This window comes from Streptococcus suis (assembly GCA_002831545.1).
Classification (GTDB): domain Bacteria; phylum Bacillota; class Bacilli; order Lactobacillales; family Streptococcaceae; genus Streptococcus; species Streptococcus suis_P.
The window spans coordinates 2,019,337-2,035,928 of record CP025095.1 but is presented as its reverse complement, the minus strand read 5'-3'; the positions used below and the strand labels follow the sequence as shown (position 1 = coordinate 2,035,928).

Here is a 16,592-nt window from a genome sequence, read left to right as displayed (position 1 = left end):
TTTTAAAAAATTGTAACCAAATTGAATTTCATTCGTTTTATTAGTGAAAAGAGGAGATGGGCATCAAATTAGATGAATATGAAAAAGAAATTATTGGTATTGCAGAGGAGATTTCCTACTATTTGCAAAAATCAGGAGCCGGCCCAGCTGACAGTCAGGATATTGCCCAAGATGTTCTAGTCAAATTGCTTGAATCTGATATTGTCCTTCCTTTCGAAAAACTAAGAGCTTGGCTTTACCGATCTGCAGTTCGGGCTTACATTGACAAATACAGGCGAGACAAGCGCTACCATGAAATTTTACAAAAGGAGTTTTTTACACCTGAAAATTTTTTGGTCTATGACCAAGAAGATTATGAGGAACTCTATCAAGCTGTTGCAGACCTGCCAGAAAAATACCAGCAAGTGATTGACTTATACTACTTCCAAGATATGAGTGTCAAAGAGATTGCGCATATTTTAGGTGCTGGTCAAAGTTGGGTGAAAATCAGCCTTTACCGTGGACGCAAACAGTTGAGGAAAGCACTAGAAGAGAGAGGATATGACTATGAAGACTTTTGAAGAAGTGACAAAAAAGAGTAAGCGGAAGAATTTATGGAAGACCGTTGGGCTTAGTAGTATAGTGGGAATTGTTTTACTATTATCCAGTCTCTATGCCCTCCGTTTGTTTTCTAACTATCGGAGTCAGCAGGCACAGGAGCATTTTAATCGTGTCCTTCAGGTAACCTATCCAAATGTAGATGTGGAACGATTCTATGTTAATGAAATAGGAATTGTTTCAGGCTATGTTGATTATAATTTGTCAAAGGATTTGGCAGGTGTGCCTTTTGCGTTTGGGCATCTGGAAGTAGATTATAACTTATATGGAATCTTTGCTAATTTTGGTCAGTATTTCCCAGAGGGTTCTGAAGAATATTACTACCACCAAGATAGCAACAGCAAGTTACCGATCTTTTACAATACTAAAACAGCTTCTGGCCGTCAGGAATTATCCTATACTAAGGAGATGAAAGGGCAGCTAATAGAAGTGGCCATTACCTTTGATAAGAAATATACATTAGCAGAGATAAGGAACATGGTCCCAAATAACCTCAAAAAGAATTGGTATTGGATTGGGACGGAAAAATCTCAGCTGAGAACAGAATACTTATCCCTAGTCAGTCTATTCGGCATGGATTCCGAACAACTACAAGCAGTGACAGCAGAAGTAGCCACAGATGACCTTGTTCCTTATACAAGCCCCCTTACTGTGATGAAAGAATTGGTGGACTACCAAGGCGATTACGCCCTCTCTCCTGAAATCAAGGGTGATGTACAAGCTTATGTCAACAAATTCGGCGACACCGACTTCACCCAGCAAGCAGAGATTGATAGATTAGAATTCGCAGGCATTATTCTCACAGGCAGAGCAGAAGACTTTGTAGAGCTAGAAAATGCCGACTGGATCTACGCTTCCAGCATCGGAGCCAGTGTCCAAAATCAGCCCTATTATCAGCTAGATGTGGAATAAATCAGAAAAACGGTAGAAAATGCTTGCAATTCTGCTACAATTTGATAGAATAGTAAGGTAAAGTTAGACCGTATTGCCTACTGTCTATCTATAAAATATATTTTATTGGAGGCTTTTACCAAAATGGCAAAAGAAAAATACGATCGTAGTAAACCCCACGTTAACATTGGTACAATTGGACACGTTGACCACGGTAAAACTACTTTGACAGCAGCTATCACAACTGTATTGGCACGTCGCTTGCCTTCATCAGTTAACCAACCTAAAGACTATGCGTCTATCGATGCTGCTCCAGAAGAGCGCGAGCGCGGTATCACTATCAACACTGCACACGTTGAGTACGAAACTGAAAAACGTCACTATGCTCACATCGACGCTCCAGGACACGCGGACTACGTTAAAAACATGATCACTGGTGCTGCTCAGATGGACGGTGCGATTCTTGTAGTAGCTTCAACTGACGGTCCAATGCCACAAACTCGTGAGCACATCCTTCTTTCACGTCAGGTTGGTGTTAAACACCTTATCGTCTTCATGAACAAAGTTGACTTGGTTGACGATGAAGAATTGCTTGAGTTGGTTGAAATGGAAATCCGTGACCTTCTTTCAGAATACGATTTCCCAGGTGATGATCTTCCAGTTATCCAAGGTTCAGCTCTTAAAGCTCTTGAAGGTGACACTAAGTACGAAGACATCGTTATGGAATTGATGAACACTGTTGATGAGTACATTCCAGAACCAGAACGCGACACTGACAAACCATTGTTGCTTCCAGTCGAAGACGTATTCTCAATCACTGGTCGTGGTACTGTAGCATCAGGACGTATCGACCGTGGTACAGTTCGTGTTAACGACGAAATCGAAATCGTTGGTCTTCAAGAAGAAAAATCTAAAGCAGTTGTTACTGGTGTTGAAATGTTCCGTAAACAACTTGACGAAGGTCTTGCCGGCGATAACGTTGGTGTGCTTCTTCGTGGTGTACAACGTGATGAAATCGAACGTGGTCAAGTTATCTCTAAACCAGGTTCTATCAACCCACACACTAAATTCAAAGGTGAAGTTTACATCCTTACTAAAGAAGAAGGTGGACGTCACACTCCATTCTTCGACAACTACCGTCCACAGTTCTACTTCCGTACAACTGACGTAACTGGTTCAATCAAATTGCCAGAAGGTACTGAAATGGTAATGCCTGGTGATAACGTTACTATCGACGTTGAATTGATCCACCCAATCGCCGTTGAACAAGGTACTACTTTCTCTATCCGTGAAGGTGGACGTACTGTTGGTTCAGGTATGGTTACAGAAATCGAAGCTTAATTCGATTGAGTTCCCAGAAATAACAATTATAGTCAGACAACTTAATTGTAACTCTCTACTTTCGGGTAGAGAGTTTTTCTGTAAGTATTCATAAAATGCACAGAAATTCTTTAATCTTAGCTAAGTTTATGCTATAATGTACCTTGTACAATAAATATAGAAGAGGTAAGTGAAATGTCACGTAAACCAATCATTGCCGGTAACTGGAAAATGAACAAAAACCCTCAAGAAGCACAAGCTTTCGTTGAGGCAATTGCAGGAAAATTGCCTGCAGGCGACAAAATTGAAGCAGCTATCGCAGCTCCAGCTGTAGATTTGAACGCTCTCTTATGGTTCGCTAAAGATTCTGAATTGAAAGTTGCTGCTCAAAACTGCTACTTTGAAGATGCTGGTGCCTTCACTGGTGAAACATCTCCAAAAGTATTGGCTGAAATGGGTGTTAACTATGTTGTTATCGGTCACTCAGAGCGTCGTGATTACTTCCACGAAACTGATGAAGATATTAATAAAAAAGCTCATGCAATCTTCCGTAACGGTTTGACTCCAATCATCTGTTGTGGTGAGTCACTTGAAACTTACGAAGCTGGTAAAGCAGTTGAATTCGTAGGTGCACAAGTTTCTGCAGCTTTGAAAGGCTTGACTGCTGAACAAGTAGCATCACTTGTTATTGCTTACGAGCCAATCTGGGCAATCGGTACTGGTAAATCAGCTACTAAAGATGATGCACAAAACATGTGTAAAGCTGTTCGTGAGGTTGTTGCTGCTGATTTCGGTCAAGAAGTTGCAGACAAGGTTCGCGTTCAATACGGTGGTTCTGTAAATCCATCAAACGTTGCTGAATACATGGCATGTCCAGACGTTGACGGTGCGCTTGTTGGTGGTGCATCACTTGAAGCAGAAAGTTTCTTGGCTTTGTTGAACTTCTAATATAGTCATTTAGTTTTTCTTTTATTACTTCGACGTAAGAGGAAACTCCGTTTCCTTATTTCCAACTTCAAACACTCCACTGGATTGTTTGAACTCGCTTTGCCGTACTCTGCAGGGGTGACTTGCTCCGCAAGTGCTATCTCCAACCTTGCACAGTCACTCGACTGTACAAGCTGTCTGCAGCTCGTTGCCTAGTACTAAAAGTAAACTAAAAGACTATAACAAAAAGCATCGGATTTTGAATTCGATGCTTTTTTTGATATTTTAAGAGGCTATTTCAGTACCCATTCTCTAAGAGCGTGAGCTACACCGCTCTCATCATTTGACTTCGTAATGTATTTGGCGATTTTCTTCAATTCAGGATTTCCGTTTTCCATGACAACAGGATTACCAACAACTTCCAACATTGGACGGTCATTTTCTTGGTCACCGATGGCCATGGTTTGATCCATTGTTAGTCCAAGCTTCTCAGCTAGATGAATGATAGCTTGTCCCTTGTTAACAGTTTTAGGGGTGATTTCCAAATAAAATGGTGCTGATTTTGCTACGTTGTACTTCTCAGTCAAGCTGGTCGGTAGAAGTGGAATAGCAGCATCAAGAATTTCTGGCTCATCAACCATCATTGTTTTGATGATTTCCTTGTCAGCCATTTCTTCAGGAGTGCGATAGAAAATGGGTGCACTTACTAGTGTGGATTCGTAAATGGTGTATTTACCGATGTTACGGTTGGCAGTATAGATACCTTCCTTGGTGCTGGCATGCATTGGGAGCTTGAGTTTACGGGCAGCAGATTCGATGTCGAGATAATCCTCATAAGTCAAGGTATCTTTGACAATATCCTCACCAGTTGCTGCATCTTGGACTAAGCCACCGTTAAAAGTGATGACGTAGTCACCTGCTTCTGTAAGATTGAGTTCTTCTAAAATTGCTTGAACACCGGAAATGGGGCGACCAGTAGCAATAACAATTTTAACGCCTGCTTTTTTTGCTTCTTGGATTGCTGAGTGTACTTCAGCTGTAATTTGGTGTTGACTATTTAGTAGTGTGCCATCAATATCGATGGCGACAAGTTTAATGCTCATTTGATTCTCCAATTATAAAATGATCGTTATGTATGTGGCTGTTAAAATCAGCTATTTGAGGTGCGAAAATTCCTGTTTCTTCTAACATTTCTTTTGGGAAATAGAAGCGGCTATCGCCATGGATTGTGCCTGATAAGGAGTGAACAATTGGTGACAGAGAGGATAGTTCTACCAAGGTTTCATCTTTGCGATAAATCTCAATTTGAGTCCGTTTCTTTTCTGCATTCGGTCGGTAAATGTCATACGGCAAATCAAAGTTGTGGTGAATAGCAGTATAGTATTCTGGGTCGAACCCGACATCTGCGACCAGGCTACGCAGGCGGTCCAAAGCTTCCTCTTCTTCGGCCTTGAAAGTGATGGATTTGAGCACTTTCCTATTGATATAGCGCTGGGCTAAGTCAGATAATATACGATCTGGTCCATCTATCCATGATTGAAAGTAAGTATTCATAACTCCATCATCAAGACTGAGGTAGTCGTTTAGACGGATACGATGCTCAAAAAAAGGTAATAGCCGAGGTGAAGTTCGTGCAAAAAACTCCTGTTCACTAGTATATAGTAGTTTGGCACGATTGAGTAAATTCTGCAATAGGACTTCCATAGAGCGGCTTGCTGGATGAAAATAGACTTGCATGTACATCTGGTAGCGGCTGAGAACGTAGTCTTCTACTGCATGCATACCAGATTCTTTGAAGGCAATTCCATTTTCTGTCGGGCGAATGACACGTAATATCCTAGTTAGGTCAAATTCACCATAGTTCGCACCTGTGAAGTAGGAATCTCGCAATAGATAATCCATTCGGTCAACATCAATCTGACTCGAAATGAGTTGAACGACCTGTTTATTTGGATAGGTGTGTTTGATAACACTAGCAACCTTGTCTGGAAACTCAGGTGAAACTTGTTTCAACAGAGCATTGATTTCCGTTTCTGGACTAGTAATAATAGCACAGGTCATTTCCTCGTGGTCTGTATCAAATAGACGCTCGAAGGTATGAGAATAGGCTCCGTGTCCGACATCATGGAGTAGCGCAGCAACCATGGTCAGTAGGGACTCATTTGTATCCCAGATTTGTGGATACTTGTCTTCAAATTTTTGAGTAATCCGTCTGGCGATTTCGTAGGCGCCAAGGCAGTGCGAAAAGCGGCTATGCTCGCCACCATGGAAGGTATAGGAAGTAGTCCCTAGTTGTTTGATGCGGCGTAGTCGCTGAAATTCTTTTGTATTGATAAGTTTATAAATCAGCTCATGATCAACATGGACATAGTTATGAACTGGATCGCGAAATACTTTTTCTATCATAGTTTCATTATAACAAAAAAGGGAGATAAATTCCTGATTTTTCTAAAACACAAGGATATTGCTATGTACCCAATGGAATCTTTTGGTATAATGGAGAAATGAATAATCAAATTATCTTATTAACTATTCAGGTCTTTATTGTAGCCCTAATTCTTTGGATGCTTTACACAATTCTATCCTATGCTAAAAAGCACGATATTTCTCTAAAAGAGAAATTTTGGACAGGGTTTGGTATCGGTTATGTTACTGACTTGCTAGACACCTTGGGGATTGGAACCTTTGCAACGACAACCACTATGTTTAAACTGACAAAGTTGGTGGAAGACGATCGTAAAATTCCTGCGACCATGACAACGGCGCACATCATACCAGTCTTAGTAGAGGCGCTATTGTTTATTACGATAGTTGAGGTTGATATGGTCACTCTGATTGCTATGGCAGCAGCGGCATTTACGGGTGCCTTTGTTGGTGCCAAGGTAACTCAAAAATGGGATACCAAAAAAGTTCAACGGATTCTGGGTATCTTGTTGATAATTGCAGCCTGTTTCATGGTCTACAGGATGTTAACCAACCCGGGCGCAGATCTTACAAATGAAATAAAAGGCCTAACTGGTTGGAAATTAGTTGTTGGAATTGCCTTTGACTTTTTAGTGGGCATGTTGATGAGTATGGGACTTGGAAACTACGCGCCAGAATTGATTTTCTTCTCATTGATGGGAATTAGTCCTGCAGTTGCACTACCAGTCATGATGTTGAATGCAGCCATGATTATGACAGCGGGAGCCAAACAATTTATCCAATCTGGGCGTGTCAACTGGCCAGGAGTTCCAGGAATCATTGTCGGTGGGGTGCTAGGTGTTTTGACAGCCGCTTTCTTCCTATCAAATTTGGATATTAATAATTTGAAAATTTTAGTTGTCTTCGTTGCAGCGTATACAGGCTTTACTCTGCTTCGTTCATCCTTTGTTACTAGGATTAAAAAATAGTAGGAGGAACTATGGATATTCATTTACGAAATGAAATTGATCTGGACGGGCAGATTGAGGTAGTGGATCAGCAATTTCAAGTGGAAGTTAAGGAAAAAGATGGGAATCTCTATCTCATTTATAGTAACGATGAAGCTGAAAAAGTTGTCATAAAATGTGACGAAGAAGAGTTAGTGATGACACGTTTTTCAACTCCGAAGTCTATTATGCGATTCATTTCTGGTAAAGAAGCTATTGTGACCATTCCTACACCGTTAGGAATCCAGCATTTTGTGACCGATACAAAACGTTACCAATTAAACCGTTCGGATCAAAGTGTCCAGTTGCAATATGAATTAAAGGGATTGGAGAACCAGCAGCTTTTTGCTTCCTATGATTTGGAAATCTCGTGGAAATAATCTCTTATTTCCAGAAAAATATTCTTGAATTTCTCGGGATTTTTGATATAATAGTTAACAAATCGAGGGAGTAGCTAGCGGAAAATTCCGTGATATTGTCGTCAATCCGACTTGTTTCCGGCAATATATTAAATAGCGAGACTTGTTTTAGAACCTGTCTTCGCAAGTAAGGTATTTTTAGATAAGAGATAGTTTTTTGTCTATCAAGGCAGTTTTTTGAAGGAATACTGACTGTATTTCAAAAAAACTAATACTCAATGAAAATCAAAGTCAGGCTAGGCGACGCCGATGCAGATTGAACTAAAGTTCATCAATTCAAGTCAACAACGCCTGAGTTTGATTTTCGAAGAGTATAAGGATGAGTGACAGAAAACTAGCCCTAGATAGAAGTGCCGAGCTGTGAAGAGAGGTTCTCATTAAACAGGTCTCTTTTTTATTTGTTAGGTAAAAAAGGGACCGAGAAGGAGAAGGAAATTGTCAAAAGAACAAAAACGCGATTTGTTTTATACACAGAGCGAAGAGCAAGTATTGTCAAGCATGGGGTCTTCTTTGGACGGTTTGTCTAGTGATGAGGCAAGCAAACGTCTAGCAGACTACGGTCGTAACGAATTGGATGAGGGTGAAAAACGCACACTCTTAGCTAAATTCTTGGATCAGTTTAAGGACTTGATGATCATCATTTTGATTGCAGCAGCCATCTTGACGGTAATTACTGAAGGTTCACACGGTTTGACAGATGCCATTATCATCTTGGCCGTAGTTGTCTTGAACGCTGCCTTTGGTGTTTATCAAGAGGGTCAAGCTGAGGCAGCCATTGAGGCGCTAAAAAACATGTCAAGCCCAGTTGCGCGTGCGCTTCGTGACAATCATGTAGTCGAAGTTGATTCTAAAGACTTGGTACCAGGCGACATCGTCTTGCTTGAAGCAGGTGATGTTGTCCCTGCCGATATGCGTTTGTTGGAAGCTAATTCCCTCAAAATCGAAGAAGCTGCTCTTACAGGTGAGTCTGTACCAGTGGATAAAGATTTGTCAGCAGTCTTGGCTGAAGATGCACCGATCGGTGACCGTGTCAACATGGCCTACCAAAACTCAAACGTTACTTACGGACGTGGTCTTGGTGTGGTTACAAACACAGGTATGTACACAGAAGTCGGTCACATCGCAGGCATGCTTGCCAATGCAGATGAAACAGACACGCCGTTGAAACAAAACTTGCACCAATTATCTAAGGTCTTGACATACGCAGTTCTTGTCATTGCTGCGGTAACGATGGCTGTTTCAGTCTTCGTACGTGGAGAAGGTATCTTGCCTGCTCTTATGACTTCTGTAGCTCTTGCGGTTGCTGCCATTCCAGAAGGTTTGCCAGCTATTGTAACCGTTGTTCTTTCGCTTGGTACTCAAGTATTGGCTAAGCGTAATTCTATCATCCGTAAGTTGCCTGCTGTTGAAACACTTGGCTCAACTGAAATTATCGCATCCGATAAGACTGGAACCTTGACCATGAACCAAATGACTGTTGAGAAAGTTTATACAAACGGTCAATTGGTGGATGCTAAAGAAGCTTTGGATGCAAGCAATACAACGCTTCGTGTTATGAACTTTGCCAACGATACAAAAGTTGACCCAACTGGTAAATTGATCGGTGACCCAACTGAAACGGCACTTGTTCAATTTGGTTTGGATCAAAACTTTGACGTTCGTGAAGTCTTGGTATCTGAGCCTCGTGTGGCTGAATTGCCATTTGACTCAACACGTAAATTAATGTCAACTGTTCACCAACAAGCTGCTGGAAACTACTTTGTAGCTGTTAAAGGTGCTCCAGATCAATTGCTCAAACGTGTAACGCAAATTGAAGAAAACGGTACAATCCGTCCGATTACCGATGCGGATAAACAAGCCATTCTTGCCACTAACAAGGACTTGGCTAAGCAAGCCCTTCGTGTCTTGATGATGGCATACAAGTATGTTGATGCTATTCCTGAGTTGGAATCTGACGTTGTTGAAAATGACCTTGTCTTCTCAGGTTTGGTTGGTATGATTGACCCTGAGCGTCCTGAAGCGGCGGAAGCAGTTCGTGTTGCTAAGGAAGCGGGTATCCGTCCAATCATGATTACGGGTGACCACCAAGATACAGCTGAGGCGATTGCCAAGCGTCTTGGTATCATTGATCCGAATGATACAGAAGACCATGTATTTACAGGTGCAGAGCTCAATGAACTGTCCGATGAAGAATTCCAAAAAGTCTTCAAGCAATACTCTGTCTATGCCCGTGTATCACCTGAACACAAGGTGCGTATCGTGAAGGCTTGGCAGAATGAAGGCAAGGTTGTTGCCATGACGGGTGACGGTGTCAACGATGCCCCTTCACTTAAGACAGCTGACATCGGTATCGGTATGGGTATCACAGGTACGGAAGTTTCGAAAGGTGCCTCTGATATGGTCCTTGCAGATGACAACTTTGCGACTATTATCGTTGCGGTGGAAGAAGGACGTAAGGTCTTCTCAAACATCCAAAAAACCATCCAGTATCTCTTGTCAGCTAACACTGCTGAGGTATTGTGTATCTTCCTTGCAACCCTCTTCGGTTGGGACGTGTTGGAGCCAGTTCATCTTCTTTGGATCAACTTGGTAACAGATACTCTTCCAGCGATTGCCCTTGGTGTTGAACCTGCTGAACCAGGTATTATGACACACAAACCTCGTGGACGCAATTCAAGCTTCTTCTCAGGTGGTGTCCTTAGCTCTATCATCTATCAAGGTATTCTACAGACCGCTTTGGTATTGGGTGTCTATGGATTTGCCCTGCTTTACCCAGAACACAGCATTTATGAAGAAATCCATGCAGATGCTTTGACAATGGCTTACGTGACATTAGGTTTGATCCAACTGGTTCATGCATACAATGTTAAGTCTGTTTATCAGTCCGTTTTCACAGTTGGTTTGTTCAAAAATAAACTCTTCAACTGGTCAATTCCATTTGCTTTCCTTTTGTTAATGGCGACAATCGTTGTTCCAGGATTTAGCAATTTCTTCCATGTATCCGTTCTCTCTCCAACCCAGTGGTTGGTAACCATTATTGGTTCAGGCCTCATGGTTGTCGTTGTAGAAATTGTTAAATTTGTACAACGTAAAATGGGATTGGATGAAAAAGCTATCTAATATAGTTATTCAGCTTATCTTTTATTACTTCGTTAACTCGCCTTGGGAGTGGGAAAGAACTCAACTAGTCAAAAAAGAGTTCGTCTTCCCACCCCCGCACAGTTGATTAGGTCAGATTTAGAGTGTGAAACACGAACAAATCTGCCAATCAACCACTGCGCTGAGATGTTGACACGAACTCTGAGAAGTGGCTTTGGACTTTTTGCCCAGCCTCCTGCGCCTCGTTGCCTTGTACTAAAAGAATATCATTTGAAAAAGCTCAGATTTAGTGGTCTGAGCTTTTTTCTGTACTGATAATGTATTTTGGGAAGATTGCTTGTCCCAACAAAGTAATGGCTAGTGCTAGTATGAGGAGGATGGTTTTGACAAGAGTTGGTAAGTTAAACAGTAAGGCGATTGGTACGATAGCCAAGCTGAAATAGTGGAGAGTGAAGTACCTGCTATTTTCCATAGTCATCTGAATTAGCTTTGATACATCGTCACTTTCGCCTTGCCGTACTTCAGTACAGCCTGCGCCTCAGTTCCTTGTCTGAAAGCTAATTCATTCGACTATATTATTTGGACCCTATCGCCGTCTTTAACTTGAATGCTCGATTTTTTATCGCCTCGAATGCTTAGTATAACAGATGGTTGTGTAATTGGTAAGCTTAGAATTTTACCTTGAGTAACTGTCCCAGCAATTTTTCCATCTACCAGAAGCGGAAGTTTTTGGGAGGATAGTTGTTTGATAGTTTTTGGATAATGAATAATAACTCTCATATGAACCTCCTTGTAATCTAGTTTCATTATAGCAAAAAAGAAAAAAATGTAAACGATTTCTGACACTGTTTTCCTCTACAGGCTTGCTTGAAGAATAAGAAACTGCTATAATTTTGAAGAGGTAGGAGTTTATATGAATTATCTTCAGAATTATATTTTAAGTAAAAGCAGTTATTTGCCATCTGATAAGTTATTCATTCTGCAAAAAGAACTAGAAGATTTAGATGATGAGGCTTTAAACGTTCTTATGATGGTTGAGATGCGTCAACCTCTTGTCGCTCTTATTTTGGCTATTTTTTTCGGTGAGTTTGGTGTCGACCGTTTTTATGTTGGGAATAAAGAATTGGGATTTGCCAAGCTGATTGCTTTTGCAGTATCTTTTGTTACGCTATTTATCTTGATTGGGTTCTTGTTATTTTTGGGACTTTATTTGTGGAAGTTTATTGATTGCTTCTTAATCATGCGAGCATGTAAGGAGGCGAACTTTGAGCGTTTGATGCTACAAATCCATCAATATAAGGCTTTTCAGCATAGCAATCAGACATTTTAATAAGATATTTTTGGGAATAAGGGGAGGCTTGGTAGCAATGTCATTAAGTTAACTAACCTATCACATTTTGTGGTAGGTTAGTTTTTTCTATGGTACACTAAAAATAAAAGGGGAAAAGTCATGCTAGATCAGATTAAAGCTCATTTACTTGATAGTATTAACGACATCGTTTCTAGTGCCAATCAGTTTGTGCTTCATCCTGAAAAAGATTTTAGTCGGCAAAGTCAGCTAACTATGAAAACCATGATTCAAGCCATACTGACCATGGGGGGGTAATACCTTAGCCAAAGAGCTACTTGATTTAGATTTGCCTGTCTCTCAATCTGCCTTTGTCCAACGGCGGTATCAGATTAAACACCAAGCTTTTAAAGCCCTGTTTACCAATATTACTTCTAAAATTCCAATCTCTGATAATCTCCCTATCCTGGCTGTTGATGGCAGTGATGTGATTCTACCAAGAAATCGTTTTGATAAAACGACCTCTTTTCAAACTGGACCACATCACACTCCTTACAATCTTATTCATATCAATGCTCTTTACAATCTTGAACAAGAAATGTATCATGATTTACGGATCCAAGATAATCGAGAGGTTGATGAACGTGCGGCTTTTATTGATATGATGAAGACCTCTTCTTTCAAACAAGCTCTGGTAATAATGGATAGGGGGTATGAATCCTACAATGTCATGGCTCACTGCCAAGAAAGAAATTGGTCCTATATTATTCGTATTCGTGACGGGAATCATTCTATGAAATCAGGATTTAACCTCCCTGACACCCCTTGTTTTGATGAAAAATTTGACCTAAACATCTGTCGGAAACAGACCAATGAGATGAAACAACAGTATCACAATTTTCCTAATCACTATCGCTGTTTACCTAATCACACACCCTTTGACTTTCTACCAAGCTCTAGCCGAAAAAGCGACCCAGTTCAGTTTTACGAACTTCATTTTCGAATGGTGCGTCTCGAAATCAAGCCAGGTTTCTTTGAAACTTTGGTGACAAACACCGATTATTCTCCAGAAAAATTAAAAGAGCTCTATGCCTACAGATGGGGCATAGAGACCAGTTTTCGTGACCTAAAATATAGTATCGGTCTAACTCATTTTCATGCAAAAAAGAAGGAAGGGATTCTCCAAGAAATCTACGCTCGCTTTATCAATTTTAATGTTTGTAAATGGCTAACCTCACACGTTGCTATTAAAACATCAAAGTTAAAACAGACTTATAAAATTTGTTTTTCAGACGCTGTTTATGCCTGTCGAAAATTTCTTAGAGAAGAACTTACTTCCTTCCAATTAGAAACCTACATTGCCAAACATTTATCCATCATCCGACCCAATCGAACGTTCCAAAGAAAGATAAAAAGCAAGGCACCTGTAAGCTTCACTTATAGAGTAACATAATAGTTGAAAAATTGGGTTAAAAAACATCCTTTTTGTGCGCCCTAAATACAAAAACTATTCCCGTTTGGTCATCAATTGCTCGGACGGGAATAGTTCCTTTAATTGTTTAAATGCTTAACTTAATGACATTGGGGCTTTTTGCCCAGCCTCTTTTATCAATACAGTCTATTCATACAGCCAATATTAACTGCCAGTCTATTTTTTACGCCCAGTTAATTCTTTGGTCCGATGTTGTTTTTTATGCTCTTTGTGTGGGTGACGGTTCTTTTTCGAACGATCTTTCTTTCGTTCTTTGCCTTCATTCTTTTTCTTCTCTTTAGGAACCTTCTCTGTTCGTGGAGCCACTACCTCTAATCCCGCAGCAGAAGCAATTTGGTCACCATAAATATAGTGAGTATACTTATTAAAATTCTTTATCACTGCGATGAGTGAGAAGGTTTTTTCTGATTGTTTTTCTATTTCTGTCTCTAATTTATAAGTAACGGTCTGTACATCTCTGCGGTAGTCTCGAAAGAGAATTTTTGAGAAACGATTTTCTTCCTTCCATTTATTAAATATAGCATTGTCCATAAGCCCAGCAGACCAGCCCCATTGCGCATCAAATTCTCCCTTTCCTTTTTCAAACGCCCTATACTCATCCCCACCAGCACCTTCTGACTTATAGACAATATGTAAAGACCCCCAGTTGAGAATTCGTGGATTTACCTGTACACTAGAATAAAACGAAAGTTCTATAATGAAGTTAGCCACCTTACCTTAGTCAAGAATTAGATGTTTCACTATGTTTGAGTAAGTTGATGATTTCATTTGATAACAGGCTTGAAGCTGTTAGGCTAGTTGCCCAAGGCTAATCATAGCCTTGGTTTAGCTGAAAAAACAGCTTCAAGGGTGCCTGGTGTCAAATGAAATGTGATTTAAGGTATAAGAAAACACCTCTGTGCTATACTTGTTGTTCACCACAAACACAAGGAAAGGCACAGAGATGCAAGGACATTATACCCCAAAAGGGAAACATTTGACAATAGATAACCGTCGCTTGATTGAGCGGTGGAAACTTGAAAATAAGTCAAATCGTGAAATTGCAGGCTTGTTAGGAAAGGCGCCTCAAACGATTCATAATGAAATCAAGCGTGGGACAACCTTACAACAAGTGCGAAAAGGGGTCTACAAAAAAGTTTATTCTGCTGATTATGCACAAACTGTTTACCATTCCAATCGAAAACGGTCGGTTAAAAAGATAATCCTAACGAAAGAAATGAAAGAGAAGATTTTACACTATCATAAGCAAAAATTTTCACCTGAAATGATAGTGAAGAAGAAGCAAGTGAAAGTAGGTATTTCAACCATCTACTATTGGTTTCATAATGGTCATTTAGGATTGAAGAAATCGGACATGCTTTATCCTAGAAAAGGGAAAGGTGGCAAGAAGCAAGCTAGTCCGAACTTTAAGCCAGCTGGTAAATCAATCGAAGAGCGACCAGAGGTCATCAATCTTCGATTGGAAAACGGTCATTATGAAATTGATACAGTTCTACTAACCAGAGCGAAAAATCAGTGTCTTTTAGTCTTAACCGACCGACGAAGTAGACACCAAATCATAAGATTAATTCCAAGTAAAACTGCTGAAGCTGTCAATCAGGCACTTAGGTTACTATTGGCTGAGTATCATATTTTATCAATAACTGCAGATAATGGTTCGGAGTTCAAACGATTGTCTGAGGTATTTCCTGAGGAACATATCTACTATGCACATCCCTACTCTTCATGGGAAAGAGGTTCAAATGAAAACCATAATCGATTGATTCGGAGATGGTTACCTAAAGGAACCAAGAAAACGACTCCGAAAGAAGTAGCTTTTATCGAAAATTGGATTAACAACTACCCTAAAAAATGCTTGGACTACAAGTCGCCAAGTGAATTTCTTTTGGGTGGCTAACTTCAACTTGAAATTTGGGACACTAGAATAAAAAAACAATCAACTTCTAACAGGAATTACCACACTCAATTGGAGGTCTTATATGTTTCATTTTACCACACTTTTCATCGGAATGGATGTTCACAAAGAAAGTTTTTCACTCTGCTATTATGATATGATGGCGAATCAATTCAAACATAGCACTAAAGTTGGTCCAAATGTTAGCTATATTGTGAACTATGTGAATGAGCTTCGTCGTTTATATGGTCAAGATGCAGAAGTGTTATGTGGCTACGAAGCCGGATGTCTTGGATTTACCCTATATCACCAGCTACAAGCTCACGGGATTCCCTGTATCGTGATGGCGCCTACAACGGTGATGAAGGAAGGATCTAAGCGTGTTAAGACTGATAAAAAAGATGCAGCTCAGCTCGCAAAAGCTCTGGCCTTTCGTAGCTATCGGCCTGTTCATATTCCTACTGTTGAGGATGAACAAGTCAAAGAATATATCCGCATGAGAACAGACCACAAAGTGGCTCTGAAGAAAATCAAACAACAAATTCTTGCCTTCTGTCTCCGACATGATTTTCGCTATACCGAGGGAAGCAGTAATTGGACACAGAAACATGTTCGCTGGCTCCGTTCCCTAAAACCTGAGGGACTTTACGCAGAGATTTTGACAGAATATCTATTGACCTATGAGAAATTAGTAGATCAAATAGAACGGTATGATGCACGAATTGAGCAACTGGGTCAAAGCGACAGTTATCAAGAGAAGGTCTCACGGCTTTCTTGCTTTATTGGCATTAAAACACTAACTGCTCTTTCCATTGTGACAGAAATCGGTGATTTTAATCGCTTTGCGACAGCTCAACATTTTGCTTCTTATCTTGGGCTAACTCCTAGCGAAAATTCTAGCGGCGACAAGGAGAGAAGAGGTGCTATCACCAAAGCTGGGAATAGCCATGTGAGACGACTTCTGATAGAAGCTGCACAATCATTGGCTAAGGGGACGATTGGGTATAAATCCAAAGAATTGAAACGGAGACAAAGTGGAAACCGAGTGGAGGTGATTGCTTATGCGGATAAGGCTAATGAACGCTTAAGAAGACGTTATCGCACACTTGTTCTAGGAAAAAATAAGAAACAAAATGTTGCTAAAACAGCTATTGCACGAGAATTGTCTGGTTTTATTTGGGGGATGATGACAGGAAGAATAGCTTGAAGTTAGTGCTTGTTTTCATGTACACTTTTGACCATTAAGTTTTATCAT

At 40.4% G+C, this 16,592-nt stretch carries 16 protein-coding genes and 1 pseudogene; 12 read left to right on the top strand and 5 right to left on the bottom strand.

Features of this window, described 5'->3' with window-relative positions:
* The first annotated feature begins 56 nt into the window (after positions 1-56).
* The 4 genes from CWM22_10010 to CWM22_09995 all read left to right on the top strand — a co-directional run bounded on the left by CWM22_10010 (position 57) and on the right by CWM22_09995 (position 3,756).
* A complete protein-coding gene (locus CWM22_10010) occupies positions 57-560 on the top strand; it encodes an RNA polymerase sigma factor (protein ID AUC92206.1) in 504 nt (167 codons plus the stop codon).
* Positions 547-1,509 carry a hypothetical protein gene (locus CWM22_10005; GenBank protein ID AUC92882.1) on the top strand — a complete coding sequence of 321 codons (963 nt, stop codon included), beginning with the start codon at positions 547-549 and terminating at the stop codon, positions 1,507-1,509. Before CWM22_10010 ends, CWM22_10005 begins: the two co-directional genes overlap by 14 nt.
* 123 nt (positions 1,510-1,632) lie before the next feature.
* On the top strand, positions 1,633-2,829 hold the full coding sequence (tuf, locus tag CWM22_10000) for an elongation factor Tu (protein ID AUC92205.1): 1,197 nt from the start codon (positions 1,633-1,635) through the stop codon (positions 2,827-2,829).
* A gap of 174 nt (positions 2,830-3,003) precedes the next feature.
* Positions 3,004-3,756 (top strand): triose-phosphate isomerase, encoded by a 753-nt coding sequence (locus tag CWM22_09995; GenBank protein ID AUC92204.1) that lies wholly within the window; start codon positions 3,004-3,006, stop codon positions 3,754-3,756.
* Positions 3,757-4,028: 272 nt separating this feature from the next.
* Here CWM22_09995 and CWM22_09990 read toward each other — a convergent pair whose 3' ends face one another.
* Both CWM22_09990 and CWM22_09985 read right to left on the bottom strand, forming a co-directional pair.
* The gene (locus CWM22_09990) at positions 4,029-4,838 is read right to left on the bottom strand and encodes a Cof-type HAD-IIB family hydrolase (GenBank protein AUC92203.1); all 810 of its coding nucleotides are present in this window, start codon (positions 4,836-4,838) and stop codon (positions 4,029-4,031) included.
* The gene (locus CWM22_09985) at positions 4,828-6,141 is read right to left on the bottom strand and encodes an HD domain-containing protein (protein AUC92202.1); all 1,314 of its coding nucleotides are present in this window, start codon (positions 6,139-6,141) and stop codon (positions 4,828-4,830) included. Before CWM22_09985 ends, CWM22_09990 begins: the two co-directional genes overlap by 11 nt.
* Positions 6,142-6,239: 98 nt before the next feature.
* On the opposite strand from CWM22_09985, the gene CWM22_09980 reads away from it, so the two are divergent.
* The 4 genes from CWM22_09980 (at position 6,240) to CWM22_09965 (ending at position 10,978) form a co-directional block, all read left to right on the top strand.
* The gene (locus tag CWM22_09980) at positions 6,240-7,127 is read left to right on the top strand and encodes a sodium:solute symporter (GenBank protein ID AUC92201.1); all 888 of its coding nucleotides are present in this window, start codon (positions 6,240-6,242) and stop codon (positions 7,125-7,127) included.
* An 11-nt stretch (positions 7,128-7,138) separates the two neighbouring features.
* The gene (locus CWM22_09975) at positions 7,139-7,525 is read left to right on the top strand and encodes a DUF1934 domain-containing protein (protein AUC92200.1); all 387 of its coding nucleotides are present in this window, start codon (positions 7,139-7,141) and stop codon (positions 7,523-7,525) included.
* A gap of 474 nt (positions 7,526-7,999) precedes the next feature.
* On the top strand, positions 8,000-10,684 hold the full coding sequence (locus CWM22_09970) for an ATPase (protein ID AUC92199.1): 2,685 nt from the start codon (positions 8,000-8,002) through the stop codon (positions 10,682-10,684).
* A 102-nt stretch (positions 10,685-10,786) separates the two neighbouring features.
* Positions 10,787-10,978, top strand: a complete 192-nt coding sequence (locus CWM22_09965) for a hypothetical protein (GenBank protein ID AUC92198.1) — start codon at positions 10,787-10,789, stop codon at positions 10,976-10,978.
* Here CWM22_09965 and CWM22_09960 read toward each other — a convergent pair.
* Entirely contained in the window at positions 10,950-11,141 is a 192-nt protein-coding gene (locus tag CWM22_09960) for a hypothetical protein (GenBank protein ID AUC92197.1), read from the bottom strand. The genes CWM22_09965 and CWM22_09960 overlap by 29 nt on opposite strands.
* Before the next feature lie 92 nt (positions 11,142-11,233).
* Positions 11,234-11,509: a hypothetical protein gene (locus tag CWM22_09955; GenBank protein AUC92196.1), complete on the bottom strand. Its 276-nt coding sequence runs from the start codon at positions 11,507-11,509 to the stop codon at positions 11,234-11,236.
* A gap of 67 nt (positions 11,510-11,576) precedes the next feature.
* Here CWM22_09955 and CWM22_09950 point away from each other — a divergent pair, with 67 nt between their 5' ends.
* Both CWM22_09950 and CWM22_09945 read left to right on the top strand, forming a co-directional pair.
* On the top strand, positions 11,577-11,993 hold the full coding sequence (locus CWM22_09950) for a TM2 domain-containing protein (protein ID AUC92195.1): 417 nt from the start codon (positions 11,577-11,579) through the stop codon (positions 11,991-11,993).
* 120 nt (positions 11,994-12,113) lie between these two features.
* Positions 12,114-13,404: pseudogene (locus CWM22_09945) on the top strand (IS4 family transposase).
* Positions 13,405-13,599: 195 nt separating this feature from the next.
* On the opposite strand, the gene CWM22_09940 reads toward CWM22_09945, so the two are convergent.
* Positions 13,600-14,154, bottom strand: a complete 555-nt coding sequence (locus CWM22_09940; GenBank protein AUC92194.1) for a hypothetical protein — start codon at positions 14,152-14,154, stop codon at positions 13,600-13,602.
* A 232-nt stretch (positions 14,155-14,386) separates the two neighbouring features.
* Here CWM22_09940 and CWM22_09935 point away from each other — a divergent pair, with 232 nt between their 5' ends.
* The gene (locus CWM22_09935; protein AUC92193.1) at positions 14,387-15,340 is read left to right on the top strand and encodes an IS30 family transposase; all 954 of its coding nucleotides are present in this window, start codon (positions 14,387-14,389) and stop codon (positions 15,338-15,340) included.
* A gap of 82 nt (positions 15,341-15,422) precedes the next feature.
* Positions 15,423-16,544 (top strand): IS110 family transposase, encoded by a 1,122-nt coding sequence (locus CWM22_09930; protein ID AUC92192.1) that lies wholly within the window; start codon positions 15,423-15,425, stop codon positions 16,542-16,544.
* Positions 16,545-16,592 lie beyond the last annotated feature (48 nt).

Excerpts from the sequence above, each read along its gene's own strand:
- CWM22_10010 (AUC92206.1), top strand. The coding sequence starts at position 57 with ATGGGCATCAAATTAGATGAATATGAAAAAGAAATTATTGGTATTGCA.
- CWM22_10005 (AUC92882.1), top strand. The coding sequence starts at position 547 with ATGAAGACTTTTGAAGAAGTGACAAAAAAGAGTAAGCGGAAGAATTTA.
- tuf (AUC92205.1), top strand. The coding sequence starts at position 1,633 with ATGGCAAAAGAAAAATACGATCGTAGTAAACCCCACGTTAACATTGGT.
- CWM22_09995 (AUC92204.1), top strand. The coding sequence starts at position 3,004 with ATGTCACGTAAACCAATCATTGCCGGTAACTGGAAAATGAACAAAAAC.
- CWM22_09990 (AUC92203.1), bottom strand. The coding sequence starts at position 4,838 with ATGAGCATTAAACTTGTCGCCATCGATATTGATGGCACACTACTAAAT.
- CWM22_09985 (AUC92202.1), bottom strand. The coding sequence starts at position 6,141 with ATGATAGAAAAAGTATTTCGCGATCCAGTTCATAACTATGTCCATGTT.
- CWM22_09980 (AUC92201.1), top strand. The coding sequence starts at position 6,240 with ATGAATAATCAAATTATCTTATTAACTATTCAGGTCTTTATTGTAGCC.
- CWM22_09975 (AUC92200.1), top strand. The coding sequence starts at position 7,139 with ATGGATATTCATTTACGAAATGAAATTGATCTGGACGGGCAGATTGAG.
- CWM22_09960 (AUC92197.1), bottom strand. The coding sequence starts at position 11,141 with ATGACTATGGAAAATAGCAGGTACTTCACTCTCCACTATTTCAGCTTG.
- CWM22_09950 (AUC92195.1), top strand. The coding sequence starts at position 11,577 with ATGAATTATCTTCAGAATTATATTTTAAGTAAAAGCAGTTATTTGCCA.
- CWM22_09935 (AUC92193.1), top strand. The coding sequence starts at position 14,387 with ATGCAAGGACATTATACCCCAAAAGGGAAACATTTGACAATAGATAAC.
- CWM22_09930 (AUC92192.1), top strand. The coding sequence starts at position 15,423 with ATGTTTCATTTTACCACACTTTTCATCGGAATGGATGTTCACAAAGAA.